Genomic DNA, 26391 nt, shown 5'->3' on the forward strand with positions numbered 1-26391 from the left:
AGCAGCACAGGCAAATTGCAGGCTTCGGCATCGCGGCGGGTTGTGGCGGTTTTCCGGCGTGACTATAGCAAGCCGCCGTCGCCTATCGGGTCACCGCAGCCCCGACGGCCCTGCTTCCGTCGCATTTTGCCTGCTTCACAGTCTTCATGAGTGCCATGGCGACCCTGTATCATCATCCGCTGTGCCCGCATTCGCGTTTCATCCGCCTCGCCATCAGCGAGTTCGGCATGGAGGCCGAACTGGTCGAGGAACGCGTCTGGGAGCGTCGGCGGGAGTTCATCGAGCTCAACACCGCGGGCACCACGCCCGTCTTCCAGGAGCAGAACGGCTTGGCCGTCCCCGGCGCGGGGCCGATCGCGGAATATCTCGATGAGACCCGTGGGCTTGCGCTCGGCGATCGCCGCCTGCTGCCGGATGGGCCGGGCGAGCGCGTCGAGGTGCGCCGGCTGCTCGACTGGTTCCATATCAAGTTCCATGAGGAGATCACCGGCCCGCTCGTGCTGGAGAAGGTGATGAAGCGCTTCATGAGCCGCGACGAGGGCGGCGGCCCACCGGAGATGAGCGCCATCCGCGCGGCACGCGCCAATGTGCGCTATCATCTGCGCTATATCTCCTGGCTGCTGGCCAAGCGGAACTGGCTCGCGGGCGCGCAGATGAGCTATGCCGATCTCGCGGCGGCGGCGCATCTGTCCTGCGTCGACTATCTCGGCGACGTGCCCTGGGAAGAGGATGAGGCGGCTCGCGCATGGTATGCGAGGATCAAGTCGAGACCGAGCTTCCGGCCGCTCCTGAGCGACCGCGTGCCGGGCATGGCTCCGAGCGCCCATTACGACAATCTGGATTTTTGAACGCCGAGAAACTCAAGCGCGCCATCGCCGAGCGCGCGCGCGCCGAAGGCTTCGCGGTGATGCGCGTCGCCGGCGCCGATGCGATCCCGCAGGCGCCGGAGCGCCTCGAAGCCTGGATCGCCAATGGCTATCACGGCGAGATGGGCTGGATGCAGGAGCGGCAGGCGCAGCGCGCCGACCCGCGCCAGCTCTGGAGCGAGGTCCGTTCCGTCGTCATGCTCGGCATGAACTATGCCGGCGAAGGCGACCCGCTCGCCATGCTCGCTCACCCAGACAAGGCCGCGATCTCGCTCTATGCGAGACGGCGCGATTATCACGACGTCATCAAGGGCAAGCTGAAGAGCGTCGCAGGACTGCTCGCCGCACGCGGCGGCGCCGACGTGAAGGTCTTCGTCGATACCGCGCCCGTCATGGAAAAGCCGCTGGCGCAGGCGGCCGGGCTCGGCTGGCAGGGCAAGCACACCGTGCTGGTCTCGCGCGAGCACGGCTCCTGGCTGTTGCTCGGCGCGATCTACACCACCGCCGAATTGCCCGTCGATGCTCCGGAGCGCGACCATTGCGGCTCCTGCCGGCGCTGCCTCGAGATCTGCCCGACCGATGCCTTCCCGGCGCCCTACCATCTCGACGCACGCCGCTGCATCGCCTATCTCACCATCGAGCATGCGGGCCATATCGACGCCGAACTGCGCTCCGGCATCGGCAACCGCGTCTTCGGCTGTGACGACTGCCTCGCCGTCTGCCCGTGGAACAAGTTCGCCGCGGCCGCGCAGGAAACGCGGCTCGCGCTCAAGGACGAACTCGACGGGCTCGACCTCGCCGCGCTCGCCCGCCTCGACGATCCCACGTTCCGTACGCTCTTCGCGGGCACGCCCGTGAAGCGGACCGGGCGCGACCGCTTCCTGCGCAATGTGCTGATCGCGATCGGCAATAGCGGCCGGGCCGCGTTTGTCGACAGCGCGCTGCCTCATCTTGCCGATCCCTCGCCGCTGGTCCGCGCCGTGGCGGTCTGGGCATTGGGGCGGCTCGATGCAGAACGGGCGCGAGGGCTCGCCATCACAGGGCTTCAGGACGAAACCGACCCGCAGGTGCGCGCCGAATGGCATGCGCTCACGCCCCAGACGGAAGACGCCGCATGAACATCCTGATCCTCGGTCTCGGCTATTCCGCCGGGTTCTTCGCGCGCGCCGCGCTGGCGCAAGGCTGGGAGGTGACCGGCACCGTCCGTTCGACCGAGAAGGCGGCAGAACTCAGCAGCGAGGGCATCCGAACGCTGGTCTTCGGCGGCTTCGCGGTCTCGTCGACGCTCGCCAAGGCGGTGTCGGAGGCCGACGCAGTTCTGGTCTCGGTGCAGCCGGCCGAGGATGGCGACCCGGCGCTCGGCCCCTTGCGCGCAGCGCTCATGATGGCGCCAAACCTGCGCTGGATCGGCTATCTCTCGACGATCGGCGTCTATGGCGATCAGGGCGGCGTCTGGATCGACGAGGCGACCCCGCCGGCCCCGACCAATGCCCGCACGCGCCAGCGCGTCGAGATCGAGGAAGCCTGGCTGCAACTCGGCCGCGACAGCGGCAAGCCCGTGCAGATCTTCCGCCTGTCAGGCATCTACGGGCCCGGCCGCAACGCCATCACCAAGCTGCGTGCCGGCACGGCGAACCGGCTGGTCAAGCCAGGACAGGTGTTCAACCGCATTCATGTCGACGATATCGCGGGCGTGCTGATGGCGTCGCTGGCGCAACCGCGGCAGGGCGCCGTCTACAACGTCACCGATGACGAGCCCGGCCCGCCGCAGGACGTGATCACCTTCGCGGCGGAATTGACCGGTCTTGAGCCGCCGCCGGAAATCCCGTTCGAGCAGGCCAGGCTCTCGCCGATGGCGGCAAGCTTCTATGGTGAGAGCAAGCGTGTCTCGAATGCGCTGGTGAAGCGGGAATTCGGCTATGCCTTCCGCTATCCGACCTATCGCGAAGCCCTGCGCACCCTGGTCGAAGCCGGCGAATAAGGCGTAGCAACTCGGCGCTTCACTGGTTCGCGGAATTGCTATGCGTTTTCATTCGACCGCATTTTCTTCCCGCGAACCGGTGGCCACTTCGCTCGAAAATGCTTTTTGTCAGGCGGCGTGACGCGGCCCTTCGCCGCCATAATAATCGGCATAGCGCTTGTCGATCGCCGAAACCGGCAGCACGACCAGCACGTCGGTCGTGCCGAACTGCCGGTCGATGACGGCGCCTGTGCCGAAACGGGCCCCGAGCCGCAGATAGCCCTTGATCAGCGGCGGCATCTGCCTGAGCGCAAGCTTGGCGTCGACCATCGCCGGCGGCAGCCGATTCATGTCGACGAAGTGCCCGGCATGCGCTGCCGCGGCCCAGTCGCCCTCCGAGCGGGCATGGTGATGCAGAAAACTCAGCGGCAGCGCCAGGGCATCGGGATCGGTGCCGTCGAAGGAGGCGCAGCCGAACATCGCATCGATGCGGTGATGCTGGAGATAGGCCCAGATGCCGGACCAGAGCAATTCGACCGTCCGCTTCGTACGGTACGGCTTCAGCACGCAGGATCGGCCGAGTTCGAGAAAGCGATTGCCGGGATGGCGGGCCAGCATCGGGCCGAGATCGAATTCGCTCTGGGTATAGAAACCGCCGAGCCGCTCCGCGGCGCTCCGGCGCATCAGGCGGTAGGTGCCGACGACCTTGGGCTTGATTCCGCCGAAGCGTCCGCGCGCGGCATGGTCGATGACGAGGAGGTGATCGCAAGCCTTGTCGAAACGATCGGCATCGCGGCGGAACATCCGCGAGATCACATCGGGCTTGGCCGACATTTCCTGATAGAAGACGCGATAGCGCAGGCGCTGCGCCCGCCAGATCTCGCGCGGCCCCCGCGCCAGCCTTACCTCAAGCGAGCCGATCCGGCCGAGCGTGCCCGACAGCGGCGGCGATTCATCGATCTCGGCGCCCGGCCGGCGCATGGCTCCACCCTTCATCAGTATCAATGGGGCGAAGCGCGAGAACGGATTTCCGGCTGAAAACCGGCTGGGCAGCGCGTTCTTGGTTCCAGAAACGTGCAATGCCATCGCTTCTCTCATCTCCTGCCGCTACCGGCATGAGGTAGGCTTGCTCCGCTGATCTTACAACTTCGCGACGAAACTGCGTCGGAGCGATGACGGTCGTCAAGCCGACAGGGTGCCGGCCGCGCCCCGCGACAGACGCTCCAGCCATCGCAGTAGCGCCTCGCGTTCCAGAGGTTTCGCCAGGCAATCATCCATCCCAGCGGCAAAAGCAGCGGCACGGTCGGCGGCCGACACATTGGCCGTAACCGCCACCAGAGGCAGCGCGGCGGCACGGCCGAATCGTCTTTCCAACGCACGAACGGCGCGGGCGCAATCGAGCCCGGTCATCACCGGCATGCGCACGTCGAGCAAGGCCAGCGCCAGCGGGGGCGCCGCACCGGCAAAGCTGGCCTCGACCCGCTTCAGGGCCTCACGCCCGTCGCGGACCCAGATCGCCGTGCAGCCGAAGCGCTCCAGCGTGCGCGTGGCGAGCAAGGCGTTGATCTCGTTGTCCTCCGCGACCAGAACGGTCAGGCCAGCCCCGGGCTGACGCAGCGGCGCCGCGGCCGACGCCGCCGGCTCACCCGCAGCCGACGGTCCATGCCGGAAGCCGTTGCCCAATCGCTCATAGAGCGAGCGGGTTCGCACCGGCTTGATCAGGAAGCCGGAGAAGCCGGCCGCCTGCGGCGACCCGAACTGCCGACGGGCATGAGGCGACAGCATGATGAGGCAATCGCGAATGCCGACCGCCGCAACAGCGGCGGCCAGTTCCTTTGCCGGCGCATCCCCGAGCGCGTGGTCGATCAACACCGCCGTGACCGGGTTCTCCCCGACAAGTTTCGCCCGCGCGGCCTCGACCGTGCCGGCAATCGAGACCGATGCGCCGGCCGTACGGATCGTTTCGGCGAGAAAGCGAACGGCGAAGGGCGCCGGCGAGGCGAGCAGGACGTGTTGCCCCAGCCAATCCGGAATTCGAGCGTCCGGCGCGCCAGCGGCCGCCGCAAGCGGCAGCGTGACGCGAAAGGTCGCCCCTTCGCCGAGCCGGCTTTCAGCCTCCACCTCGCCTCCCATCAGACGCGCGAGGCGGCGCACGATCGCGAGGCCGAGCCCGGTGCCCGCCTGCCCGGAGGCAACGCCGGGATCAAGCTGTTCGAACTCGCCGAAAATCGTGTCGAGCCGGTCGGCGGGAATGCCCGGTCCGGTATCGGCGACGGTAATCTCGAGCCGATCGCCGGCCCGGGCGAGACTCAGGCCCACGCCACCTGCCTCGGTGAACTTCACGGCGTTGCCGACAAGGTTCAGCAGGATCTGGCGCAGACGGTCGCGATCGCCGACGAGCCTTGCCGGCAGGTCGGGTACGATATGGGCCGCGAGTTCGATGCCCTTGGCTTGCGCGCGCGGCGCCATCAGTTCCGCGACTGTTTCGACGAGTTGGGCCGGATCGAAGGGCTCTTCGACCAGTTCCAGCTTGCCGGCCTCGACCTTGGCGAAGTCGAGGATGTCATCGACCAGCGCCAACAACGCCTCGCCGGAGGTGCGCAGGGCCGCGACATAGGTCGCCTGCTCCGCATCGGGACCGGTATCGGTGAGGAGATCGGCCATGCCGAGGATGCCGTTGAGCGGCGTGCGGAATTCGTGGCTGACGGTCGCCAGGAAACGCGACTTCGCCTCGTTCGCGGCTTCCGCCCGTGCCCGCGCCTCGACCAGCGCATCCTCGCTCGCGATGCGCGCGGAGATGTCGCGGCCGACGCGCTGGATCAAGCTGCGGCCGCCGGGGCCGGGCACGGCGGTTTCGATCCAGGAAATCCAGCGTTCGCCCTCATAGGTCGCGAGACATTCGTCGAAGCTGCGCGCGCCGCCCTCCAGCAGCACGATGGGCCGGCTGGCGAGTTGCGGGAGCAGCATTTCGCTACCGACGAGATCCTGCTCCCCGGCCCCGAACAGGGCTGCATAGGCCCGGTTGGCGTAGACGATCCGCGTGCCGTCGCGCCGGACGATGAGGTCGCCCTGGGCCTCGATCAGGCTGCGATAGCGCTCCTCGCTGTCGGCGAGATTCCAAAGCCGGTCGTTGAGCGCCTCGACATCATGGGCAAGCGCGCCAACCTGATCGCGCAGGCCGCTGCGCTGACGCAATAGCCACAGAACGGCCCCCCCTGCCGGGAGAAGCAGCGCCGCGAAGGCGAGAGCGAGCCATGACCAGATCGAAGAAGCCATGCCCTTCGATCTACGCAGACCGCCTTGAAAAAGCCGCCTGCAAAAGCCGCGAATTCGACCGTTTCGATGGCAGGGTCGGTTAACCCAGAACCCTCACGCCGCCTGGACGAGGTCCTCGCCACGCGCCCGATAGGACAGGGCTTCGGCGAGATGGCGCCGGCCGACCTTCGCTTCGCCATCGAGATCGGCAAGGGTGCGGGCGACCTTCAACACGCGATGATAAGCGCGCGCCGTCAGCCGCAGCGCTTCGGTCGCATCGCGCAGCAGCGCGAGACCAGCGTTGTCCGGCCGCGCGACCTCCTCGATCACGGTGACGGGGCAGGCGGCATTGGTCATGACATGTCCGAGGCCGCGATTCTCGAAACGCGCCGCCTGAATCCGGCGGGCCGAAGCGACGCGGACAGCGACCGTCGCCGAGCTCTCGCCAATGGCGGGGCGGATGAGGTCCGCAGCCGTCACCGCCGGCACGTCGATCGCGATATCGATCCGGTCGAGCAGCGGGCCGGAGACGCGCGCCTGATATTGCGCCATGCAGCGGTCATTCGGCTGGCGGCGGCAGGCGTAGCCAGGTTCGGTCGCACGGCCGCAACGGCAGGGGTTCATCGCCGCGACGAGCTGGAAGCGTGCGGGATAGACGACGCGGTGATTGGCGCGGGAGATCAGGACGTCGCCGGTCTCCATCGGCTGTCGCAAGGCATCGAGCGCCTGCGGCTGGAATTCCGGCAGTTCGTCGAGGAAGAGCACGCCATGATGCGCGAGCGAGACCTCGCCCGGCCGCGCCTGCAGGCCACCGCCGACGAGCGCTGCCATCGAGGCCGAATGATGCGGCGCCCGGAACGGCCGCCGGTCGGTCAGGGCGCCCTCAGCGAGCTTGCCGGCGACGGACAAGACCATCGAGACTTCGAGGAGCTCGCGGGGCGAAAGCGGCGGCAGGATCGAAGGCAGGCGGCTCGCCAGCATCGACTTGCCTGCCCCGGGCGGGCCGTTCATCAGGAGATTGTGGCCACCGGCCGCCGCGATCTCCAGAACGCGCCGCGCGCTTTCCTGACCCTTGACGTCGGCCAGGTCGGGCAATGGGCCAGCCTGGCGCGCTACGGCCGGCTCGGGCCGGGCCATCACCTGCGTGCCCTTGAAATGGTTGGCGAGCTGGATTAGCGAGCGCGGCGCCAGGATGTCGATATCCGCCGCGGCCCAGGCCGCTTCCGGCCCGGACGCCGCCGGGCAGATCAGCCCCTGCCCTTTCGCATAGGCCGCGATCGCCGCCGGCAGGACGCCCGCCACCGGTGCGATCGAGCCGTCGAGCGCCAATTCGCCGAGGACCGCATAGCCGGAAAGAGCATCGGCAGGGATCGCCCCGATCGCGGCCATCACCGCGAGCGCGATCGGCAGGTCGTAATGGCTGCCCTCCTTGGGCAGATCGGCCGGGGCGAGATTGACTGTGACGCGCTTGGCGGGCAGCGCGAGCCCCGAAGCGAGAAGCGCGGCGCGAACACGCTCGCGGCTTTCGGCCACGGCCTTGTCGGGGAGGCCGACCAGCACGAAGGCGACGCCGCCCGGCGCGACCTGGACCTGAACGTCGACGGCGCGCGCCTCGATGCCCTCGAACGCCACCGTCGCGACCCGCGCCACCATCTCGGCCCCGCTCCCCTACCCCATGGGAAGGCTAGCGAAGCTTTGGTAGCAACGCAAGAACATATAGGGAACCCAGCAGGGCAAAAGAAGGGGAGGCTATGCCTCCCCTTTGCATCAGGCCTCGACGCCGAGGCCGATCTGGCAGGCGACTCCGGTGCCGCCCAGGCCGCAATAGCCAGCCGGGTTCTTCGCCAGGTACTGCTGATGGTAATCCTCGGCGAAATAGAGCGTGGGCGCCTCGCGGATCTCGGTCGTGATCGGGCCGTAGCCGCCGGCGGCCAGCGCCTTGCCGTACTCGGCGCGCGAGCGCTCGGCGGCTTCCTGCTGCCCGGCGTCAAAGGTGTAGATCGCCGAGCGGTATTGCGTGCCGACATCGCCGCCCTGCCTCATGCCCTGAGTCGGGTCGTGGTTCTCCCAGAAGATCTTGAGCAGGTCCTCATAGGTGATCCTGGCAGGGTCGAAGACCACGAGGACGACTTCGGTATGCCCGGTCAGGCCGCTGCAAACCTCCTCATAGGTCGGGTTGGGCGTCGCGCCGCCGGCATAGCCGACGGCCGTCACCCAGATGCCCTCGCCGCTCTGCCAGAATTTGCGCTCCGCACCCCAGAAGCAGCCGAGGCCGAAGACGGCTTTGCGAAGCCCCTCCGGATAGGGGCCGGCCAGGGAGCGGCCGTTGACGAAATGTGTTTCGGCAGTGGGAATCGCCGCGGCACGGCCGGGAAGCGCCTCGGCGGCAGTCGGAATCTCGGTCTTCTTGCGCAGGGAGAACATCGGTCGCTCCGTTTCGTTCGGGCTCAAAGCCAATGTAGGCGTCGGCGGGCCGTTCGGACAGTGGCTCGAACGCGGGCGTGCCATCACCGACGCGTGACGATGCCGATGGCCTCGTCCGGGCGCCGCCCCAGCCAGAGCAACATGAAGCCGAGCACAAGCGCAGCCCCGGCCGCCGGGGCACGCAGCACGGTCAGCAGGACCGGATCCCAGAGCCAGGGATGGATATTGCGTTCTATCGCCGGCTGGATGAGCTGATAGCGCCCCTGGACGACGGCGATCAGCACCTCGCCGACCGGCGTAAACCGCAAGCCGGCATTCGCGATCGACCTGGCACCGTCGATCACCAGCGCGACGAAGCCGGCCGCAACGGACAGATAACCGACAAACCGCAGAAGAAACCGCACCACCCTGCTCCCTGTCGCGCTCCATAGCGGCGGGCACGCCGCGCCCGGCCGACCAGGCGGCCAGGACCTCAAGATGTGACCCTGCCGGCTGCGGATCGCAACCGATCGCGCGCGATTTATCGAGATTGTGCAAAACCCTGCATCTCGGCCCTTGAAAGATGGCGAACCGGCAGTCATAAGCAGCGCGCCGGACAGGTGGCCGAGTGGTTGAAGGCGCACGCCTGGAAAGTGTGTATACGGGGAACCGTATCGCGGGTTCGAATCCCGCCCTGTCCGCCATTTTTGCGCTTCGCGCCGCCGCCGCACCGATCCTGCACGCGTATCTTGATCGACAAAGCAGGATATTCGACCGCGCCGCAGCGCACACGCCAATATTCGTGGTCGGTTCCCCAACATTGCGGATGACGAGGCCCTTCCGGCCCGCGTCGAGGGGCCAGGCGGCTCTCGTGGCAGGAGCTGCGGCGGTGCGGCAGCCTCACGAATCGTGATGCAGAGGCGACCGCGCCATCCGAGAGCGAGAGTTTGACCTCAGTCGGGAGCCCTGACATCGCTTCGCCGTGCAGGCGGATGCTGGAGGACATGACCATCCACCAGTTCGACGCATCCATGCGGCGTGGGTATGAGCGTCAGGTCCGCGAGTTCACGCTGTTCCCCGCTTGCCCCACGATCGGGCGAAGCCCGAGGATCGGCGATGATCCGCCATCCCCATCTCCACATCATCGCACGCGGAGGCGGCCTCGGCCCCGACGGCTCACCCTGGATGACGAGACATCGCCTTACCGCTGAAGAGCGATCCTCGGGAGCACCGCTCAGGACGCTATTCAGGCGGAGAGGGCCGCTTCTGGCGCGGCCCTCTCCGTTCATGCTGTGATCTGGCTTACTGCTTCAGGCTGGCGATGATCTCGGCGCAGTTCGAGATCGTCACCATCGAACCCAGCGAGGCGATCGTGGACTCATGCGCGCCGACGTCGAAGCCCGCGCAGCCGTCAGAGAGGACGATGGTCTTGAAGCCGCGCATATGCGAGTCGGAGGCAGTGAAGGACACGCCGCCATTGGTGACGATGCCGCCGAAGATGCAGGTCTTGATGCCGGCGCGCTGGAGCACGAACTCGAGGCGGCTCATGTAGAAGGCCGAGTAGGTGACCTTGTCGACCGAGAGGTCGGCCGGCTGGAGCTCGTCGATCATCGCATGCCCGCGGCTGCCCGGCGCGAAGTCGCCCTGCGAGATGAACGGGCGCAGCTTGCGGATATGATCCAGCATCAGCGGCTGACCATTCTTGCCCGGCACGACCGTGAAATGCGTCGAGACGATCCAGCCGCCAGCCGCGCGCATGGCGTCGCAGACCGGAACCAGCTTCGCCGGAAGGGCGGCGATTTCTGGAGACCCCAAGCCGTTGCGCGGATAGGCTCCATCCTTGTCGTAAAAGTCGTTCTGCATGTCCACAAGGACAAGCGCAGTGGTCTTGGGGTCGAATTCCATGGTTAGACTCCTGATGGTAAAGTCGAAAACATGTCTGTCGCGGCTCAGCCGCGACCCGCCGGGTCGTATCCGGCTGCCGCATCGAGAAGCCTTGCGGTCCCGAGGCGCTCGTTGAGCTCGACGAAATCGAGCATCTGCTCGCGGAAGGGCCCGTTTGTCCCATGTGCGAGCAAGCTGCCGTAATAGCGCTCGGCCGTGTGGCAGAGCGCGCGGATAATTCCACCGGGAAAGATCACCAGCCTGAAGCCGATGCCCTCGAGGTCGGCCGCGGTCATCATCGGCGTCGAGCCGCCCTCGACCATGTTGGCGAGCAGCGGCACCGATCCCTCGAAGGCACGCGCGATCTCGCGCATCTGCACGATCGACTGCGGAGCCTCGATGAAGAGGATATCACAGCCCGCCGCGACATAGCGGCGACCGCGATCGAGCGCGGCGGCAAAGCCCTCCACCGCGATGGCATCGGTGCGTGCGATGACGAGGGTCGAAGCGTTCAGGCGTGCATCGACGGCCGCCCGCACCTTGCCGACCATCTCATCCACGGCGACGAGGCTCTTGCCGCGGAGGTGGCCGCAGCGCTTCGGCATCTCCTGGTCTTCGAGCTGGATCGCGGCAGCACCGGCCTTCTCGAAGGCCCGCACCGTGCGTGCCGCATTGAGCGCGTTGCCGAAGCCCGTGTCAGCGTCAACGATGATCGGCAGATCGACCCGCTCGGCGATCTGCGAGAGCGTCGCCTCGACTTCGCTCATCGTGACGAGCCCGACATCCGGCCGCCCGAGCCGTCCGTAAGCGATGTTCGCTCCCGAAAGATAGAGGGCCTCGGCGCCGGCACGCGCCGCGACGAGCGCAGTCAACGCATCCGATATCCCGGGAGCCAGCAGGATCCTCCCTTCCTCCAGACGACGTCCGAGTTCGATCTGCCGACGCCCCGCGCCGCCTTCGTCAAGCATTCTGGGACTCCTGGCGGGGCTCGCCGAGCCGCGCCTTGACATAGGGAACCAGCCCGCCTGCGCGGGCGATTTCGAGCAGGTTCGGCGGCACCGGCGCGCAGACACAGCCGCGGCTCCGCGACAGATTGGTCAGACACCCCGTTCGCGGATCCAGGCTGACGCGGTCGCCGGTCTCGAACAGCTCGACCGCTTCCGCCGATTGCAGCGCCATCAGCCCGTTGTTGAAGGCGTTGCGGTAGAAGATGCCGCCGAAGCTGCGCGCGACGACAGCGCGGATGCCGAGATGCAGCAGCGCCTGCGCCGCCTGCTCCCGCGATGAACCGATCCCGAAACCGCGGCCGGCGATCACGACATCCCCCGGTTTCACGCTCGCCGCGAACTCTTCGTCGAGAGCCTCGAGGCAATGTTTGGCGAGCTCCGCCATCGGCGCCTTCATGTAGAGGCCCGGGGCCAGCATGTCGGTATCGACGGAGTCGCCGAAGCACCTGGCCGTTCCCTCGATCGTATCCATCGTCAGCCCTTCAGGAATTCGCGCGGGTCGGCGATCGTCCCGACGATCGCGCTTGCGGCCACGGTGTAGGGCGAGCCGAGATAGACGGCCGAGGTCTTGTCGCCCATCCGGCCGCGGAAATTCCGAGCCGTGCTCGACAGGCAGACCTCGCCCTCTGCCAGCACGCCCGCGCCATAGCCCGCGCACGCTCCGCAGCCGGAGGGAAGCAACGTGGCGCCGGCTGCCGTCAGGATCGCCAATGTGCCGTCGGCGGCGGCCATTTCGATGGTGCGCTGGCTGGCCGGCGCCACCAGGAGCCTCACGGACGAGGCGACCGAGCGGCCTTTCAGGACGCTGGCGGCCATCTGCAGGTCGACCAGCTTGGCGCCCGTGCAGGCGCCGATATAGGCGACGTCAAAGGCCACGCCGGCGAAGGTGTCGACAGCCGAGGTGTTCTCGGGGCTGTGCGGCGCGGCGACCTGAGGTCCTATTTCGCTCGGGCCGAGCCTGACGATCTCGGCAATCTCGGCATCGGCATCGGAGCGGAGGCGGGCCAGGTCGTCCGGACGCGGATGGCCGAAGCGATCGAGATAGCGCCAGGTCGTCTCGTCGGCCGGAACGATGCCGGACAAACCGCCGAGTTCCGCCGCCATGTTGCACAGCGTCATCCGCTCCTGCATGTCCATGGCTTCGATCGCCGAGCCGCGATACTCGACGACGCGATAGCCGGCGCCATCCATGCCCAGACGCCGGCAGAGAGTCAGCATGACGTCTTTGGCGCAGACCCCGAGCGGCAACGCTCCGTCGATCTCGACGACCATCGTTTCCGGCGTTCGCAACCAGGTGTCGCCGGTCGCCAGCGCGCAGGCCATGTCGGTGGCGCCGACGCCGAACATCAGGCAGCCGAAGGCGCCGCCGGTAGGCGAATGGCTATCCCCGCCGATGGCGAACATGCCGGGGCGCAGATGGCCGTGCTCGGGCACCACGACATGGCAGATGCCGCGCATGTCGTAGAAGGCGGCGATGCCGTTGGCCTTGGCCCAGCGACGGCTGCCATGCAGGATCGCTGCGCTCTCAGCGTCGAAACCCGGCGCGAAATGGTCGTTGACCAGGACCACGCGGGCAGGATCCCAGACACCGGCTCCGAGCCTCTCGAGTATCGGCGCGACGCGGCGCGGCCCGCCCGAGTCATGAATCATCGCCAGATCGAGACGGCAGGTGACGACGTCACCGGCCCGGACGCCCTCTCTGCCGGAGGCGCGTGCGACGATCTTCTCGGCCAGGGTGAAACCGGGCATCGCTCAGCTCCCCGTCATGTCGGACGGAGCATCGTCGACATGCCAGTGGCCGCCCGTGCGGGGCGAATGAACACGGGAAAGGCTGAAGTGATACTGGAACCGGTCGGGACGATAGAGAGCGACCAGATGCTCGACCGGACGCCCGGTCGAATCGTAGACGACCCTCACGATTCGCATCAGGGGATTGCCCGGCTCGACCCCCAGCAGCGGCGCGACGGTAACGTCCGCCAGCGTCGCCGAAATGGTCTGCTCGGCACGGTCAATCTCGATGCCGAGCCCCTCGAGAAGCCCGATCAGCGGCCCGCTCGCCATCTCCTCCGCCGAGATGCGCTCGCCGAGATCGGCCGGCACATGCGTGGTCAGGTGCGAGAAAACCTCCCCCGAGATCTCCCGCAGGCGGACTGCCCTTTGCACAGGCGAGCCCGAAGGAATCCTGAGGTCGGCCGCGACGCGCGGAGGGGCCTGGACGAAGTCGCATCTCACCAGCCGGACCGAAGTCTCGGCTCCCATGCGCCGGATGCGCTCGACCAGTTGCTCGACTGACGAAACGATCGGCTCGGCACGGGCGACACCGACAGGATTCACCCTGGTGCCCTTGCCGCGCGCACGGACCACCAGACCGGCCGCGGCGAGCTCGTTCAGCGCACGACTGGCGGTGATGCGCGACACGCCATAGCTCTCGGCGATCTCGCTCTCCGTAGCCACACGCCCGTCCTCGGGAACATCGCCCGCGAGGATCTTCTCCCGCATCTGCAGATAGATCCGGTGATAGAGCGGGACGCGCATCCCGTCGCCGTCGTCGACCCCGTTTGCCATGGAGTTATCGCCTGCCAGGGGCGGCATCGCCGCTCGCCACAAATGTTCTATTGACATAGCAATAGGGTAATTCAATACTCCCGGCAAGCTAAAAAGGCGGGAATGGACTGGCCGGTGACGATGCTTCTCTTCGAGCAGGTCGATATGGATTTCAGCGCGAACGGCAGGGCGGTACCTGCCGTTCGCGGCGTCGATCTCGCCGTGGAGGCGGGCGAGATCGTCACGCTCGTAGGGCCGTCCGGCTGCGGCAAGTCGACCTTGCTCAACATCACGGCGGGCCTCTTCGCACCAAGCCGCGGGCGGGCGCTCTACAACGGCGCGCCGATCAGGGGCATCAATACGCGCGTCGGCTACATGACCCAGAACGATCACCTGCTGCCCTGGCGGGACGTGCTGGGCAACATCTCGGTGCCGATGGAGATCGCCGGCCTGTCACAGGCGCGCAAGCGCGAGCGTGCGGAAGAACTGCTGTCCCTCGTCGGGCTGTCGGGCTTCGAAAAGGCCTATCCCGCGCAACTCTCGGGCGGCATGCGCAAGCGCGCGGCGCTGGCGCGGCTGCTGGCGCAGGATCCAGAAACCCTGCTGATGGACGAACCCTTCGGCGCGCTCGACGCGCAATTGCGCCTGCTGCTGCAGGCCGAGTTGCGCCGCGTCGCCAAGCGCTTCGGAAAGACGGTGCTGTTCGTCACGCATGATCTCGACGAGGCGGTCGCCATCGCCGATCGCTGCGTGATCTTCGCCGGAAGGCCGGGTCGCATCGCCGAGGTGCTGCCTATTACGCTGCCGGTCGACCGGGACCTTTTCAAGCTCCGCTTCGATCCGGCCTACAACGAACTCTGCGCCAGGCTCTGGAGCATCATCGCACCGGAGCTCGCGTCCGGACTGGCGGCATCGCAATGATCATCGCTCTTCGCCTCGGCCTTGTCGCCGCGCTTCTCCTCGCCTGGGAACTCGCCTCCGGGAGGCTGGTGCCGGAGTTCTTCGTCTCACGGCCGAGCGCCATCGCGGTCGCCCTGGCCAACTACATCCAGGACGGGATGATTTTCTTCCATATGGGCGTGACGGCGACGGAGGCCATCGCCGGATTCCTGCTGGGCGGAGGCGCGGGCTTCGCGGCCGGCCTGCTCCTCGGCCGGCAGCCTGTCCTCGCCGATGTGCTGGACCCCTTCCTGACAGCGTTCTACAGCCTGCCCAAGGTCGCGCTGGCGCCGCTCTACGTGCTCTGGTTCGGTATCGGCATCGAAATGAAGATCGTCCTCGCGGCGACGATCGTTTTCTTCCTCGTCTTCCTGAACACATATTCCGGCGTGCGCCAAGTCAGCCGCGAGCAGCTCACCATCCTGCGGCTGATGGGCGCCTCGGAATGGCAGACGATGCGGATGGTGGTGGTCCCGTCCGCCGTGAGCTGGGTCTTCACCGGCCTCAGGCTGTCTGTCCCTTACGCCCTGATCGGGGCCATCGTGGGCGAAATGATCGCATCCAACCGCGGGCTGGGCTTCGTCCTGTCCGATGCCGCCGGCCAGTTCAGTACCGCCAACGTCTTCGCCGCGCTGCTGGTGATCACCGTCCTCGCCATCCTGCTCAACATGGCCGTCCGACTGGCCGAAAAGATGCTCATGCCCTGGCAGCATGCAGGGAACCGCCGCGAATTCAGCGTCTGAGACATCACAAACAAGGAGGGGACTTCCAATGGGTTCACAGATCACGAAGCGCAGCTTCCTGACAACGATGGCGGGCGCCTCGGCGCTCTCCTTGCCCTCGTTGTTCGGCGCGACGGGCGCGGCAGCGGCAGATGTCGTCCGCTTCGCGCAGCCGAGTGACGGCTTCCTCTACCTGCCGATCTACATCGCCCGGGCCAAAGGGTTCTTCGAGCAGGAAGGCATCAACGCCGACGTCGTGGTTTTCAAGGGCGGCGCAGCCGCGCTTTCGGCCGTGATCTCGAACGGCTCCGATGTCTATATCGGGGTACCGGCCATCGGCATGAACGCCATTGCCCAAGGGCAGCCCGTCAAGATGTTCGCATCGGTGATGACGGAGTATGCGAGCAATATCGTCATCCGCGGCGACGTCGCCAAGAAGCTCGGCCTCACCGATAAAAGCCCGGTCGAGCAGCGGCTCGCTGCGCTCAAGGGGCTGACGATCGGTATCACCGGCCCTGGCGCCGCGCCGGACCTTCTGCTGCGCCACATCGCCAAGACGATGAAGTGGAATCCGGATCGCGACTTCGAGATGACGCCGCTCGGCAGCGGCCCGAACATGCTGGCCGCCTTCTCGCAGAAGCGTATCGACGGCTATTGCCTGTCCTCGCCGACGAGCACGACCGGCGTCGTCAAGTACGACGGCTACCAGTTGCTCAACCTGTCGGCCGGCGAGTACGCGCCGCTCAAGGGCTTCCTGTACATCAGCCTGATCGCGAAGGATCCCTGGCTGGCCGCCAACCCGGATCGATCGGCGCGGATCGTCAGGGCGCTGTGGCGCGGGCAGAAGCTGCTGCGTGAAAATCCGGCTGCGGCGAAGGAAGCAGTCCGAGGCTTCTTCAAGGGAACCGAGCCGGCCATCTTCGACGCGGCCTGGGACGAGAATTTGCCGGCCTTCCCGGGTGCACCGCAGATCGCCGCGGACGCCATCAAGGCGAACCTCGATTTCATCGCCGAGATGGAAGGCAAAAAGCTCGCGCTCGATCCGATGCAGACCTTCACCAATGCCTATGCCGACGCTGCGGCGAAGGGACTGTCCTGAGCGAGATCGACGTTCTCGCCTGGAGTTAGGGTAGAACCGCCCCTGGTTTGCCGGCACCGCACTGCGACGCCCGGCAGCAATAGCCTGTGCGAGAACCGGATCCGGCCTGCGGCGGGTCCGGTTCTCGCCTCTGCAGCTCATGACCGGGTGCAGGCGAGGCCTATTCGCGAGGCCTTGCCCAGTCCCACTGCCTTCTGCCTGCCGCCCCACCGGGACAGCACGAGCCGGAGCCGCGCACCGCAGGCGTCCACATGAAGATCGGCTCCCCTGCCATCGTCATGATACCTCCCTCGCAACCGTATCGACCTTCCGAGCAGAACGGTCGTCGCTTGCGCGCCATCCCTGCGCATGCCGTCCATGACCCTGGTTTTCATCCCATCCAGCGCAAGTCGAGGCTGGCCAAAGCGACCGACCGTGATCGATCAGTGCAGCCGGCAGTTGCGTTCCAGATTGAAATCGGCCTCGTTCGACCCGGGGTGACGCGCGGTTCGGCGGGCGCCTGCGATGCAAGGCACCTGTTCGCCCGCGAGCGCTTCTCAAGCCGGGAGCTTGCTCCTAGGGTCACCAAGCGGATTGGCACGACGATCGGCGGCCGCCGCAGGATATCGACGCGAACCCGGCTCAGGAAGGCTTCCATGGCGCGCCATCACTTCGTCCCGACCCGTTATTCGAACGTGCTCGCCACCTTGCCGCCAGTGCTGGAAATCGCCAGCGGCGACAGCGTCGTCACCACCACGCTCGACGCTGCCGGCTTCGGCGGCGACGGCGAGCAGCACGCCCCGCGCGGCAACCCGATGACCGGCCCGTTCTTCGTCACCGGTGCCGAACCCGGCGACGCCCTGCTCGTCACCATCGAGCGGATGACGCCGAACCGGAAGACCGGCTGGACCTATTCGCCGCTGGCTCCCGGCGTGCTCGATCCTGCGATGCTGCACGAGCTGCCGAAGCGCGAGCGCCATGAATGGGCGATCGACGCGCAGGCCGGCACAGTGAAGCTGCTGGAGCCTTCAGCCGGGATCAGGGACTGGAGTTTCCCGCTCGAGCCAATGCTCGGCTGCTTCGGCGTCGCGCCGGAACGCGCCCAGGCGATCTCGACCGCGACCAGCGGCGCCAATGGTGGCAACATGGATTACCGGCTGTTCGGGCCGGGCGCGACCATCGCCTTCCCGGTCTTCGTCGACGGCGCGCTGTTCTTCCTCGGCGACGGCCATGCCTGCCAGGGCGATGGCGAGATCGCCGGCACCGGCGTCGAGACCTCGTTCGAGGTCGAATTCTCGGTGAAACTCGTCAAGAAGCAGAACCTGCGCTGGCCGCGCTGCGAGACCGAGACCGATCTGCTGGTCATCGCCAGCGGACGCCCGCTCGATCAGCCCCTGCAATTCGCCACCACCGAATTGCTGCGCTGGGTCGGCGATGCCCTCGGGGTCGACCCGGTCGAGGCGAGCCACCTGCTCGGGCAGGCCGTGCGCTACGACATCGCCAATGTCTTCAACCCCGCCTATTGCGTCGCCGCCCGGCTCGAGAAGACGGAGCTGACGCGCGCCATGTCCTTCCGCTCGCGCGGCTAACCCCCCTTCGAAACGCCGACCAAGAAGACCGATCATGTCCGAGAATACCGCCGCCCTGAAGGCCGAACTGCTTCAGGCGATCGACACGCGCCGCGACGAGATCATCGCGCTGCTGCAACGCTTCCTGCGCATCAAGAGCGTCAACCCGCCGGGTGACACGCGCGAGGCCGCGGCCTTCGTGCGCGAACTGCTCGACGCAGCTGGCGTGCCGCATCGCACCGAGGCCTTCGTGCCGGAGATGCCGAACATCATCAGCCGCTGGCAGGCTGGAAAGCCCGGCCGCCATCTCATGCTCAACGGCCATATGGACATCTTCCCGGTCACCAACGAGAAGCTCTGGGATGCCGAGATCGTCGACGGCAAGATCATGGGCCGCGGCGCTTCCGACATGAAGACCGGAACGCTCGCCTCGATCCTCGCCTTCTGCCAGCTCTATCCCCACCGCGAGAAGCTCAACGGCGCGCTGTCGCTGACCGTGGTCTCGGACGAGCAGTCGGGCGGTCGCTACGGCACCAAATATCTGTTCGACGAGTTCGGCGACGAGATGGAGGCCGATTGCTGCCTCAACGGCGAGCCCAGCGGCCTCGCCAATCTGCGCTTCACCGAGAAGGGTACGCTGCGCTTCTCGCTCTCGGCGAAAAGTATCGGCGGCCATGGCGGCTATGCCCATCGCGCACGCAACCCGATCGCGGATGTGAGCCGGCTCGTGACCGCGATCTATGACCGCTACCATCTCAAGCTCGCGGAGTTGCCGCCGGAAATCGATACCGTCCTGACCTCGCCCGAGACGATCGCGGCGGCCGACCTCAATCTCGGCAAGGGCGCGGGTGACATCGCAAGGCGCATCACCGTCAATGTCGGCATCCTGCAGGGCGGACAAAAGGCGACGCAGATCCCGACGCATTGCATCGCCCATCTCGACATGCGCATCCCGATCGGCTCCGACCGCGACGCGATCCGCGCCGATCTCGAAGCCCTCGCGCGCGAAGCCGATTGCGAGATGGTCGTCAACGAGGACCACAGCTATCCCGCGAGCCTGACCGATCCGTTCAGCGAGATGGCCAATATCCTGCGCGGCAATATCCGCGACCTGCTCGGGCATGACGCACCGCCGGTGTCGAGCCTGGGCGGCACCGATACGCGCTATTGGCGCTGGCGCGGCGTGCCCGCCCTGATCTGCGGGCCATCGCCGATCAGCATGGGCACCGACGAGGAGCACGTCACCATCGACGAGGCCATCGCGGTGATGAAGCTGCACGTCGCCTGCGCAGTCGACTATCTCGGCTCGACGGAGGCGTCCAACTAACCTGCCGTCATCCCGGACAAGCCGCGTAGCGGCGCCGATCCGGGATCCATGCCTGCCCCCCTATCGGCAGCGCTCAGGAATGGATCCCGGATCTCCGCTTCGCTCCGCCCGGGATGACGGCGCAGGTTGATCGATCAGCCATTCCGGCGGCGTTCAGTGCTCTGGAACCGGCGCCTCTTCGGCGAGCAGCCCCTGCGCCTTGAGATCGGACCAGAGCGCGGCCGGCACCGGCCGCGCAACGAGGTCGAGATTGCGCGTGACCTCTTGCGGCGTCACCGCGCCAAGCACGATCGTCGCCACAGCGGGATGGGCGGCGCAAAACGCGAGCGCCGCCTGCGGCAGGGCGACGCCATGGCTGGCGCAAACCGCCTCGATGCGGGCGACGCGGGCCAGCACCTCCGGCGGCGCCGGCTTGTAGTTGTAGAAGGCGCCGGGCTTGGCGCCGGTCGCGAGGATGCCGGAATTGAAGACACCGGCCAGCATCACCGCGATCTTCTTCTCCAGCGCCAGCGGCAGGAATTCCGGCAAGGCGCCCTGCTCCAGCAGCGAATAGCGGCCGGCCAGCATCATCACGTCGAAATCGCCGGAACGGGCGAAGCGCACGCACATCTCGGCCTCGTTGACGCCAACGCCGATCGCCTTGACCGCGCCGGATGCACGCAGCTTCTCAAGAGCGCGATAGGCGCCGTCCATCGCCTCGGCGAAGCGCTGTTCCATCGCGTCGCCATGGGTCCAGACATCGACATCATGGATCAGCAGGATGTCGATATGGTCGGTGCCGAGCCGGAGCAGCGACTGCTCGAAGGAGCGCATCGCGCCATCATAGGAATAGTCGATCACCGCCGGATGCGGCAGGCCGCCGGCATAGCCCGAGCCATCGCGCTTCGGCTGACCGGCCTGCATCCAGCGGCCGACCTTGGTCGAGACGATGACGCTCTCGCGCGGCACGCTGCGCAAGGCGGCGCCGATGCGATGCTCGGAGAGGCCGTGGCCGTAGAGCGGCGAGGTGTCGACGAGATTGATGCCGGCCGTCAGCGCGGCGCGTACGGTATCCTGCGCCGTCGCCTCGTCGAGATGCCCGTAGAGATCGCCGAGCGGCGCGCCGCCGAAGCCGATCAGGCTGGGGGTGAGGCCCGCGAAGGGACGGCCCGGCGGAACGGGAGAGGACGGAGCGGCCGCGTTCGCCATGGAAGACCCGGTTCTGACAAGGGCCGGCAGAGTTGCGGATCGGCAGCAGGCACGCAAGTCCGCCGCCATCCACCTCTGCGATGACCGGAAGCGATTTGACGGAAGCGCGGGTCATCCCGGCCGGAGCGAAGCGAAGAGCCGGGATCCATTCCTGAAGCTTTGCCGGAAGCGCTCTGGCATGGATCCCGGATCAAGTCCGGGATGACGACGTGATTCCTCCGCGAACTCAGACCCAATCAGCCGCGCTGGGTCAGGTCCGCCGGCAGGTCGCGGTTGTGGAACTTCTTGAAAACGGCGTTGAGCTCGCCATCGGCGACCTTCTTCTTGATCCAGCCGTCGAGCCAGGACTTCAATTCCGTCTCGCCCTGCGGCAGGGCGATGCCGAGATTGAGCTCCTGCTGGACGAACTTGGTCGCAAGCTTGGCGCCGCTGCGCTTCTCGTTCATCGCGGCGAGGACGGCGGTCTGGGTCGAGACGATATCGACCTGGCCGGAGACGACGGCGGTTATCAGGGTCGCATCATCCTCGAAGCGGACGATCTCGGCGCCCTTGGCGTTCTGCGTCACCATCTGGTCGTTGACGGTGGCGCGGGTCACCGCGATGCGCTTGCCGGTCAGGTCGTTGTAGTCCTTGATCGCGACGTTGTCGGGACCGGCGACGATGATGTTCAGCGTCGCATAGGGAACGGAGAAATCGACGGCCTTCTTGCGCTCGGGCGTGATGCCGAGATTGGCGACGAGAATGTCGGCCTTCCGGGTCTGGATCGTCGGCACGCGCGCGGCATTGGTGATCTCGACCAGCTCGAGCTGGACGCCGAGATCCTTGGCGATAAGCTTGGCGGTCTCGACATCGGAGCCGGTCGGCTTGAGCTGGCCGTCGACGAAGGCGAAGAGCGGCACGCCCATGGCAACCGCGACGCGGATCTTGCCGGCCTTCTTGATGTCGGCGAGCTGGTCGGCATGGGCTGCACTGCCCAGCGCGAGGAAGGCGCCGGCGGTCGCGGCGAGGCCAAAGGCGGTGCGGCGGGTGATCGTGGTCATGGTCGTTTCCCTTTTCGTTGTCGTTATGATCGTCGAGCAGCCGAATGGCCGCGGGATCGTCAGAGCCCGTTGGCGAGGAATTCCCTGAGCTCGGGGGTCTGAGGATGAGCAAGCATCTCGCCGGCGCCGGTCTCCCAGACCTTGCCGGTGTGCATGAAGATGACGCGGTCGGCGACGCGCCGGGCGAAGGCCATTTCGTGGGTGACGACGAGCATGGTCATGCCGCCCCTCGCCAGCGCCTCCATGACCTTGAGCACCTCGCCGGTGAGATGCGGATCGAGCGCCGAAGTCACCTCGTCGAAGAGCATGACCTTGGGCTGCATCGCCAGCGAGCGGGCGATGGCGACGCGCTGCTGCTGGCCGCCGGAGAGCTGCTCGGGATAGGCGTCGATCTTGTCGGAGAGCCCGACGCGGGCGAGCGCCTCAACGGCGATATGGCGCGCTTCGGATTGCGGCGTCTTGCGCACGCGCCTCGGGGCGAGCGTGATGTTCTCCGCCACGGTCAGATGCGGGAAGAGGTTGTAGCTCTGGAAGACCATGCCGACATCGCGGCGCAGCGCCCTGAGATCGAGCGCGGGATCGTCAACGCGGCGGCCATGAACCTCGATCTCGCCGGACTGGATGGTCTCCAGCCGGTTGACGCAGCGCAGAGCCGTCGACTTGCCCGAGCCGGAGCGGCCGATGACGGCCACGACCTCGCCCGGCGCCACGTCGAAGGAGACGCCCTTCAGGACCTCCACCTCGCCGAAGCGCTTGTGGACGTCACGCAGGCTGACGGCGGCCGACATTGAGTTTCCTTTCGAGCGCCCGGCTGAGCCGCGACAGCGGGTAGCAGAGCGCGAAATAGAGGGCGCCCGCGATGCCGAAGACGAGGAAGGGCTGGAACAGCGAGTTGTTGATGACCTGGCTGGCGCGGGTCAGCTCGACGAAGCCGACGACCGAGGCGAGCGAGGTGTTCTTGAGCACCTGCACGAGGAAGCCGACCGTCGGCGGCGTCGCGATCCGCATCGCCTGCGGCAGGATGACGTCGGTGAGCGTCTGCCAGCGCGTCAGGCCGAGGCATTCGGCCGCCTCGCTCTGGGTGCGCGGCACGGACTGGACGCAGCCGCGCCAGATCTCGCCGAGGAAGGCGCTGCAATAGATCATCAGCGAGATCGCGGCGGCGAGCAGCGCCGGCAGTTCGATCCCGACCACGGCGAGGCCGAAATAGATCAGGAACAGCACGATCAGCAGCGGCGTGCCCTGGATGATGTCGACATAGATCATCGACACCGCCCGGATCCAGCGGGTGCGCGCCGTGCGCGCCAGCATCACGACGAAGCCGGCGAGGCTGCCGAGCCCAAAGGCGAGCACGGTCAGCACGACCGTCCAGAGCGTCGCCTGCAGCAGATAGAGGAAGTGAATGAGGGTGAAGCCGCCCATCACGCCCTCACAGCGCCGTGCCGAGGCGCCGGCGGCGCGGGAAGATGATCTGGCCGAAGCCGTAGAAGGCGAGCTTCAGGATGACGGCGAGCAGGAGATAGAGGAACGCCACGACGATGTAGGTCTCGAAGGCGCGGAAGGTGAAGGACTGGATGTTGTTGGCGACCGCCGTGAGCTCCTCGGCCGAGATCTGCGAGGTGATCGAGGAGGCCAGCATCATCAGGACGAACTGGCTGGTCAGCGCCGGATAGACCCGCTCCAGCGCCGGGCGCAGGATCACGTCCCAATAGATCTGCGGCTGCGAGAGGCCGAGCGCCTGCGCCGCCTCGATCTGGCCGGGATGGATCGTGTCCATGCCGGCGCGGACGATCTCGGCGGTATAGGCACCGACATTGATGACCAGCGTCAGCACCGCGGCGACGAAGATCGGGAGTTTGATGCCGATGCTGGAGAGCCCGAAGAAGATGAAGAATATCTGGATCAGATAGGGCGTGTTGCGGATCGTCTCGACATAGAAGCCGCAGAGCCATTGCAGGAACGGTGAGGCGCTACGCCGGCCGATGGCGCAGAGGATGCCGATCACCAGCCCGAAGACGACCGCGAAGGCTGTCATCTGCAAGGTGGTCAGCGCGCCGCTGAGGAATTCCGGCCAGTGCTCGACGAGGGCGCCGAAATCGAACTTGTAGCGCATCGTCCGGCCCCCTTCCCGTCAGCGCGCGAGCCAGCCGCCATCGACTGGCAGGACGACGCCGTGGATGTAGGCAGCGGCGTCCGAGGCGAGGAACACGGCGGCACCGCCGAGCTCCTGCGGCTTGCCCCAGTGGCCTGCCGGGATGCGCGCGAGGATTGCCTCGTTGCGGGCGGGATCGGCACGCAGGGCTTCCGTGTTGTTGGTGACGAAATAGCCCGGCGCGATGGCGTTGACATTGATGCCCTTCCCCGCCCATTCGCAGGCGAGCAGACGCGTCAGCCCGGCAAGGCCGCTCTTCGAGGCGGTGTAGGAGGGAATCCGGATACCGCCCTGGAAGGAGAGCAGCGAGGCGATGTTGATCACCTTGCCGCCCTTACCGTCGGCGAGCATGCGCTTCGCGACCCCTTGCGTCAGAAAGAAGGTCGACTTCAGGTTGACGTCCATCACCGCGTCCCAGTCGGCCTCGGTGAAGTCGATGGCGTCGGCACGGCGGATGATGCCGGCATTGTTGACGAGGATGTCGAGCCGCGAACCGTCGGCCTTCGCGGCGGCGTCCGCCTCCTCCACGACGCGGGCGATCGGCTCCAGCGTCGCGAGATCGGCTGTGATCTCATGGAAGGGCCGGCCAGTTTCCGCGACCAGCGCCTTCGTCTCGGCCATGCTGGAACGGCCGACCGCGACGATGCCTGCGCCGGCCTGCGCGAGCGCAACTGCGATCGCCTGGCCGAGCCCGGTATTGGCGCCGGTGACGATCGCGGTCCGGCCGGTCAGGTCGAAGGGCGCGGCCATCAGCGCAGGTCCCCGGTCGCGACCATGTCCATGTCGGTATAGTCGACATTGTCGCCGCCCATGCCCCAGATGAAGGAATAGGCCCGCGTCGCCACGCCGGAATGGATCGACCAGCCCGGCGAGAGGATGGCCTGCTCGTTGGCGACGACGAGGTGGCGGGTCTCCTGCGGCTCGCCCATCAGGTGGAAGACGCGGGCGTCAGCGGGCACGTCGAAATAGAGATAGATCTCGCAGCGCCGGTCATGCGTGTGCGAGGGCATGGTGTTCCAGATGCTGCCCTCGTCGAGGGTGGTCACGCCCATGACGAGCTGGCAGGTCTCGCAGACACCGGGGATGATGTACTGGCGGATCGTGCGCTTGTTGGCAGTCGCCTGTTCGCCGAGATGCAGCGTCTTGGCGTCGGCCTCGCGGATCACCTTGGTCGGGTGCACGGCATGGGCCGGGGTGGAGAGCAGGTAGAACTTAGCCGGATTCGCAACATCGTCGCTGGCGAAGGAAACCTCGCCGGCTTCCTTGCCGACATAGAGCGCATCGCGCTTGGCGAGCGCGTAATCCTTGCCGCCGACCGAGACCTTGCCGGGGTCACCGACATTGACGATGCCGAGTTCGCGGCGCTTCAGGATGGCATCGGTGCCGACGGCCTTCGGCGTCGGCAGCACGACGGGGTTGGCCCCAGGCATGGCGCCACCGACGACGACGCGATCGAGATGGCTGTAAGTCAGCCTGACCTCGCCGGCGACGAACAGCGTCTCGATCAGGAAGTGGCGGCGCAGCTCCGCGGTGTCGAAGCCCTTCACGGCCTCCGGATGCGAAACCTGGCGGATGTCGATGGTCATGTCGTCTCCAGTCGCGCGACCGGCGAGGCAGCGCGTCGTGGCCGCTCCGAACCGTCGCCCATGTCGAAATAGGGGCTGTTGAGGGCGGCGACCGCGTCGAGGTCGTCGAAGAGCTTGCCGAGATGCTCGCCCATGGCATGGGCCGCGGCTTCCGCGTCGCCGCGGCGGATCGCCTCGACCACCGCGCCGTGCTCGCGCAGCACGCGCTCCATGCGGCCCTGCTGCGGCAGGGTGAGCCGACGGAAGCGATCCATCTGCAGCTTCACCTGCTGGGTGAAGCGCCAGATGCCGGGATAGCCGGCGAGTTCGGCAACGCCGGCGTGGAAGGCATCGTCGGACTGGTGGAAGAGTTCGCGCTCACCGCGATCTGCGCGCGCAGCCAACTCATCCATGATGCGGACGAGCCTGTCGGCCCGGCCGGCGCCGTGCTGGGCCGCAAGCCTCGCGCAGGTCTCCTCCAGCGAGCGGCGGATCACCAGCGCCTCGGGCAGCGCCCGGAACGGGATCAGCGAGGCGAAGGTGCCCGATTGCGGGAAGATCGAGACCAACCCCTCATCAGCAAGCTTGAGCAGGGCCTCGCGCACCGGCGTGCGGCTGACCGCATGGGCCTCGGCGATATCCTTCTCGACGATCGGGGTGCCGGGCGGAATGGCGAGCGAGACGATCTCGGCCCGCAACGCGTCACGGATCACCGCCGCGGCCGTACGCCGTCCCGATGAGCCCGAACCTGCAGCCATGATGCCGCCAGCCGTCAATGCGCGCCCTCCCGAGGCTTTGTTTCGCGATTCATATACTAGTATATTAATTGCGATCAAGCCGATTTTCGAGATCGCGAAACGCATCAGGGCCGCTGCGGAGGCAGCGGCCCTTAT

At 66.9% G+C, this 26391-nt stretch carries 26 protein-coding genes and 1 tRNA gene; 9 read left to right on the forward strand and 18 right to left on the reverse strand.

Annotated elements, in window-relative coordinates:
• The first annotated feature begins 155 nt into the window (after nt 1–155).
• Genes J0I42_RS18430 through J0I42_RS18440 form a run of 3 tightly spaced genes read left to right on the forward strand, consistent with a single transcriptional unit; the run spans nt 156 to nt 2847 of the window.
• The gene (locus tag J0I42_RS18430; protein WP_291656901.1) at nt 156–848 is read left to right on the forward strand and encodes a glutathione S-transferase family protein; all 693 of its coding nucleotides are present in this window, start codon (nt 156–158) and stop codon (nt 846–848) included.
• The gene (gene queG, locus J0I42_RS18435; RefSeq protein WP_366509846.1) at nt 845–1984 is read left to right on the forward strand and encodes a tRNA epoxyqueuosine(34) reductase QueG; all 1140 of its coding nucleotides are present in this window, start codon (nt 845–847) and stop codon (nt 1982–1984) included. The genes J0I42_RS18430 and queG overlap by 4 nt, the downstream gene beginning before the upstream one ends.
• Nucleotides 1981–2847 (forward strand): SDR family oxidoreductase, encoded by an 867-nt coding sequence (locus tag J0I42_RS18440; RefSeq protein WP_291656902.1) that lies wholly within the window; start codon nt 1981–1983, stop codon nt 2845–2847. The genes queG and J0I42_RS18440 overlap by 4 nt, the downstream gene beginning before the upstream one ends.
• Nucleotides 2848–2955: 108 nt before the next feature.
• Here the strand turns inward: J0I42_RS18440 and olsB are convergent, their stop codons facing one another.
• From olsB to J0I42_RS18465, 5 genes are all read right to left on the reverse strand, one after another.
• Nucleotides 2956–3912, reverse strand: coding sequence for a l-ornithine N(alpha)-acyltransferase (gene olsB, locus J0I42_RS18445; RefSeq protein ID WP_465247695.1), 957 nt, complete (start codon nt 3910–3912; stop codon nt 2956–2958).
• Nucleotides 3913–4008: 96 nt separating this feature from the next.
• Nucleotides 4009–6102 carry a hybrid sensor histidine kinase/response regulator gene (locus J0I42_RS18450; RefSeq protein WP_291656903.1) on the reverse strand — a complete coding sequence of 698 codons (2094 nt, stop codon included), beginning with the start codon at nt 6100–6102 and terminating at the stop codon, nt 4009–4011.
• A 93-nt stretch (nt 6103–6195) separates the two neighbouring features.
• Nucleotides 6196–7734, reverse strand: a complete 1539-nt coding sequence (locus J0I42_RS18455) for a YifB family Mg chelatase-like AAA ATPase (RefSeq protein WP_291656904.1) — start codon at nt 7732–7734, stop codon at nt 6196–6198.
• Nucleotides 7735–7848: 114 nt separating this feature from the next.
• The gene (msrA, locus tag J0I42_RS18460) at nt 7849–8505 is read right to left on the reverse strand and encodes a peptide-methionine (S)-S-oxide reductase MsrA (protein ID WP_291656905.1); all 657 of its coding nucleotides are present in this window, start codon (nt 8503–8505) and stop codon (nt 7849–7851) included.
• Between the two features lie 83 nt (nt 8506–8588).
• Nucleotides 8589–8909 carry a hypothetical protein gene (locus tag J0I42_RS18465; RefSeq protein ID WP_291656907.1) on the reverse strand — a complete coding sequence of 107 codons (321 nt, stop codon included), beginning with the start codon at nt 8907–8909 and terminating at the stop codon, nt 8589–8591.
• A 189-nt stretch (nt 8910–9098) separates the two neighbouring features.
• Between J0I42_RS18465 and J0I42_RS18470 the strand changes: the two genes are divergently transcribed.
• Nucleotides 9099–9188: transfer RNA gene (locus tag J0I42_RS18470), tRNA-Ser, on the forward strand.
• Nucleotides 9189–9786: 598 nt separating this feature from the next.
• On the opposite strand, the gene J0I42_RS18475 is transcribed toward J0I42_RS18470, so the two are convergent.
• From J0I42_RS18475 to J0I42_RS18495, 5 genes are read right to left on the reverse strand one after another with little or no spacing between them, the layout of a single operon-like run.
• Nucleotides 9787–10389: a cysteine hydrolase family protein gene (locus J0I42_RS18475; RefSeq protein WP_291656908.1), complete on the reverse strand. Its 603-nt coding sequence runs from the start codon at nt 10387–10389 to the stop codon at nt 9787–9789.
• Between the two features lie 44 nt (nt 10390–10433).
• Nucleotides 10434–11303, reverse strand: a complete 870-nt coding sequence (locus J0I42_RS18480; RefSeq protein WP_465247699.1) for an isocitrate lyase/PEP mutase family protein — start codon at nt 11301–11303, stop codon at nt 10434–10436.
• Nucleotides 11304–11328: 25 nt separating this feature from the next.
• The gene (locus J0I42_RS18485; protein ID WP_291656911.1) at nt 11329–11847 is read right to left on the reverse strand and encodes a LeuD/DmdB family oxidoreductase small subunit; all 519 of its coding nucleotides are present in this window, start codon (nt 11845–11847) and stop codon (nt 11329–11331) included.
• A 2-nt stretch (nt 11848–11849) separates the two neighbouring features.
• Nucleotides 11850–13124, reverse strand: a complete 1275-nt coding sequence (locus J0I42_RS18490; RefSeq protein WP_291656913.1) for a 3-isopropylmalate dehydratase large subunit — start codon at nt 13122–13124, stop codon at nt 11850–11852.
• 3 nt (nt 13125–13127) lie between these two features.
• Complete coding sequence (locus tag J0I42_RS18495; protein ID WP_291656914.1) at nt 13128–13940, reverse strand: GntR family transcriptional regulator; 813 nt, start codon at nt 13938–13940, stop codon at nt 13128–13130.
• 120 nt (nt 13941–14060) lie between these two features.
• Between J0I42_RS18495 and J0I42_RS18500 the strand changes: the two genes are divergently transcribed.
• The 5 genes from J0I42_RS18500 (at nt 14061) to J0I42_RS18520 (ending at nt 19553) form a co-directional block, all read left to right on the forward strand.
• Entirely contained in the window at nt 14061–14840 is a 780-nt protein-coding gene (locus J0I42_RS18500; RefSeq protein ID WP_291656990.1) for an ABC transporter ATP-binding protein, read from the forward strand.
• A complete protein-coding gene (locus J0I42_RS18505; protein ID WP_291656915.1) occupies nt 14837–15601 on the forward strand; it encodes an ABC transporter permease in 765 nt (254 codons plus the stop codon). The genes J0I42_RS18500 and J0I42_RS18505 overlap by 4 nt, the downstream gene beginning before the upstream one ends.
• Before the next feature lie 28 nt (nt 15602–15629).
• Nucleotides 15630–16679, forward strand: coding sequence for an ABC transporter substrate-binding protein (locus J0I42_RS18510; protein ID WP_291656916.1), 1050 nt, complete (start codon nt 15630–15632; stop codon nt 16677–16679).
• A gap of 635 nt (nt 16680–17314) precedes the next feature.
• Nucleotides 17315–18247 (forward strand): acetamidase/formamidase family protein, encoded by a 933-nt coding sequence (locus J0I42_RS18515; protein ID WP_291656918.1) that lies wholly within the window; start codon nt 17315–17317, stop codon nt 18245–18247.
• A 34-nt stretch (nt 18248–18281) separates the two neighbouring features.
• Nucleotides 18282–19553 carry a M20/M25/M40 family metallo-hydrolase gene (locus tag J0I42_RS18520; protein WP_291656920.1) on the forward strand — a complete coding sequence of 424 codons (1272 nt, stop codon included), beginning with the start codon at nt 18282–18284 and terminating at the stop codon, nt 19551–19553.
• Between the two features lie 153 nt (nt 19554–19706).
• On the opposite strand, the gene J0I42_RS18525 is transcribed toward J0I42_RS18520, so the two are convergent.
• The 8 genes from J0I42_RS18525 to J0I42_RS18560 form a co-directional block, all read right to left on the reverse strand.
• The gene (locus tag J0I42_RS18525) at nt 19707–20741 is read right to left on the reverse strand and encodes an aldo/keto reductase (RefSeq protein WP_291656921.1); all 1035 of its coding nucleotides are present in this window, start codon (nt 20739–20741) and stop codon (nt 19707–19709) included.
• 236 nt (nt 20742–20977) lie between these two features.
• Nucleotides 20978–21781 (reverse strand): transporter substrate-binding domain-containing protein, encoded by an 804-nt coding sequence (locus tag J0I42_RS18530; RefSeq protein ID WP_291656922.1) that lies wholly within the window; start codon nt 21779–21781, stop codon nt 20978–20980.
• A gap of 59 nt (nt 21782–21840) precedes the next feature.
• Nucleotides 21841–22569, reverse strand: coding sequence for an amino acid ABC transporter ATP-binding protein (locus J0I42_RS18535; protein ID WP_291656923.1), 729 nt, complete (start codon nt 22567–22569; stop codon nt 21841–21843).
• Nucleotides 22544–23203: an amino acid ABC transporter permease gene (locus tag J0I42_RS18540; protein WP_291656926.1), complete on the reverse strand. Its 660-nt coding sequence runs from the start codon at nt 23201–23203 to the stop codon at nt 22544–22546. Before J0I42_RS18540 ends, J0I42_RS18535 begins: the two co-directional genes overlap by 26 nt.
• Nucleotides 23204–23210: 7 nt before the next feature.
• On the reverse strand, nt 23211–23894 hold the full coding sequence (locus J0I42_RS18545; protein ID WP_291656927.1) for an amino acid ABC transporter permease: 684 nt from the start codon (nt 23892–23894) through the stop codon (nt 23211–23213).
• A gap of 18 nt (nt 23895–23912) precedes the next feature.
• Nucleotides 23913–24683, reverse strand: coding sequence for a 2-dehydro-3-deoxy-D-gluconate 5-dehydrogenase KduD (gene kduD, locus J0I42_RS18550; RefSeq protein WP_291656929.1), 771 nt, complete (start codon nt 24681–24683; stop codon nt 23913–23915).
• On the reverse strand, nt 24683–25519 hold the full coding sequence (kduI, locus tag J0I42_RS18555; RefSeq protein ID WP_291656930.1) for a 5-dehydro-4-deoxy-D-glucuronate isomerase: 837 nt from the start codon (nt 25517–25519) through the stop codon (nt 24683–24685). The genes kduD and kduI overlap by 1 nt, the downstream gene beginning before the upstream one ends.
• Nucleotides 25516–26256, reverse strand: coding sequence for a GntR family transcriptional regulator (locus tag J0I42_RS18560; RefSeq protein WP_291656933.1), 741 nt, complete (start codon nt 26254–26256; stop codon nt 25516–25518). The genes kduI and J0I42_RS18560 overlap by 4 nt, the downstream gene beginning before the upstream one ends.
• Between the last annotated feature and the right edge of the window lie 135 nt (nt 26257–26391).

Origin of the sequence: Allobosea sp. (genome assembly GCF_017308015.1) — a bacterium.
Classification (GTDB): domain Bacteria; phylum Pseudomonadota; class Alphaproteobacteria; order Rhizobiales; family Beijerinckiaceae; genus Allobosea.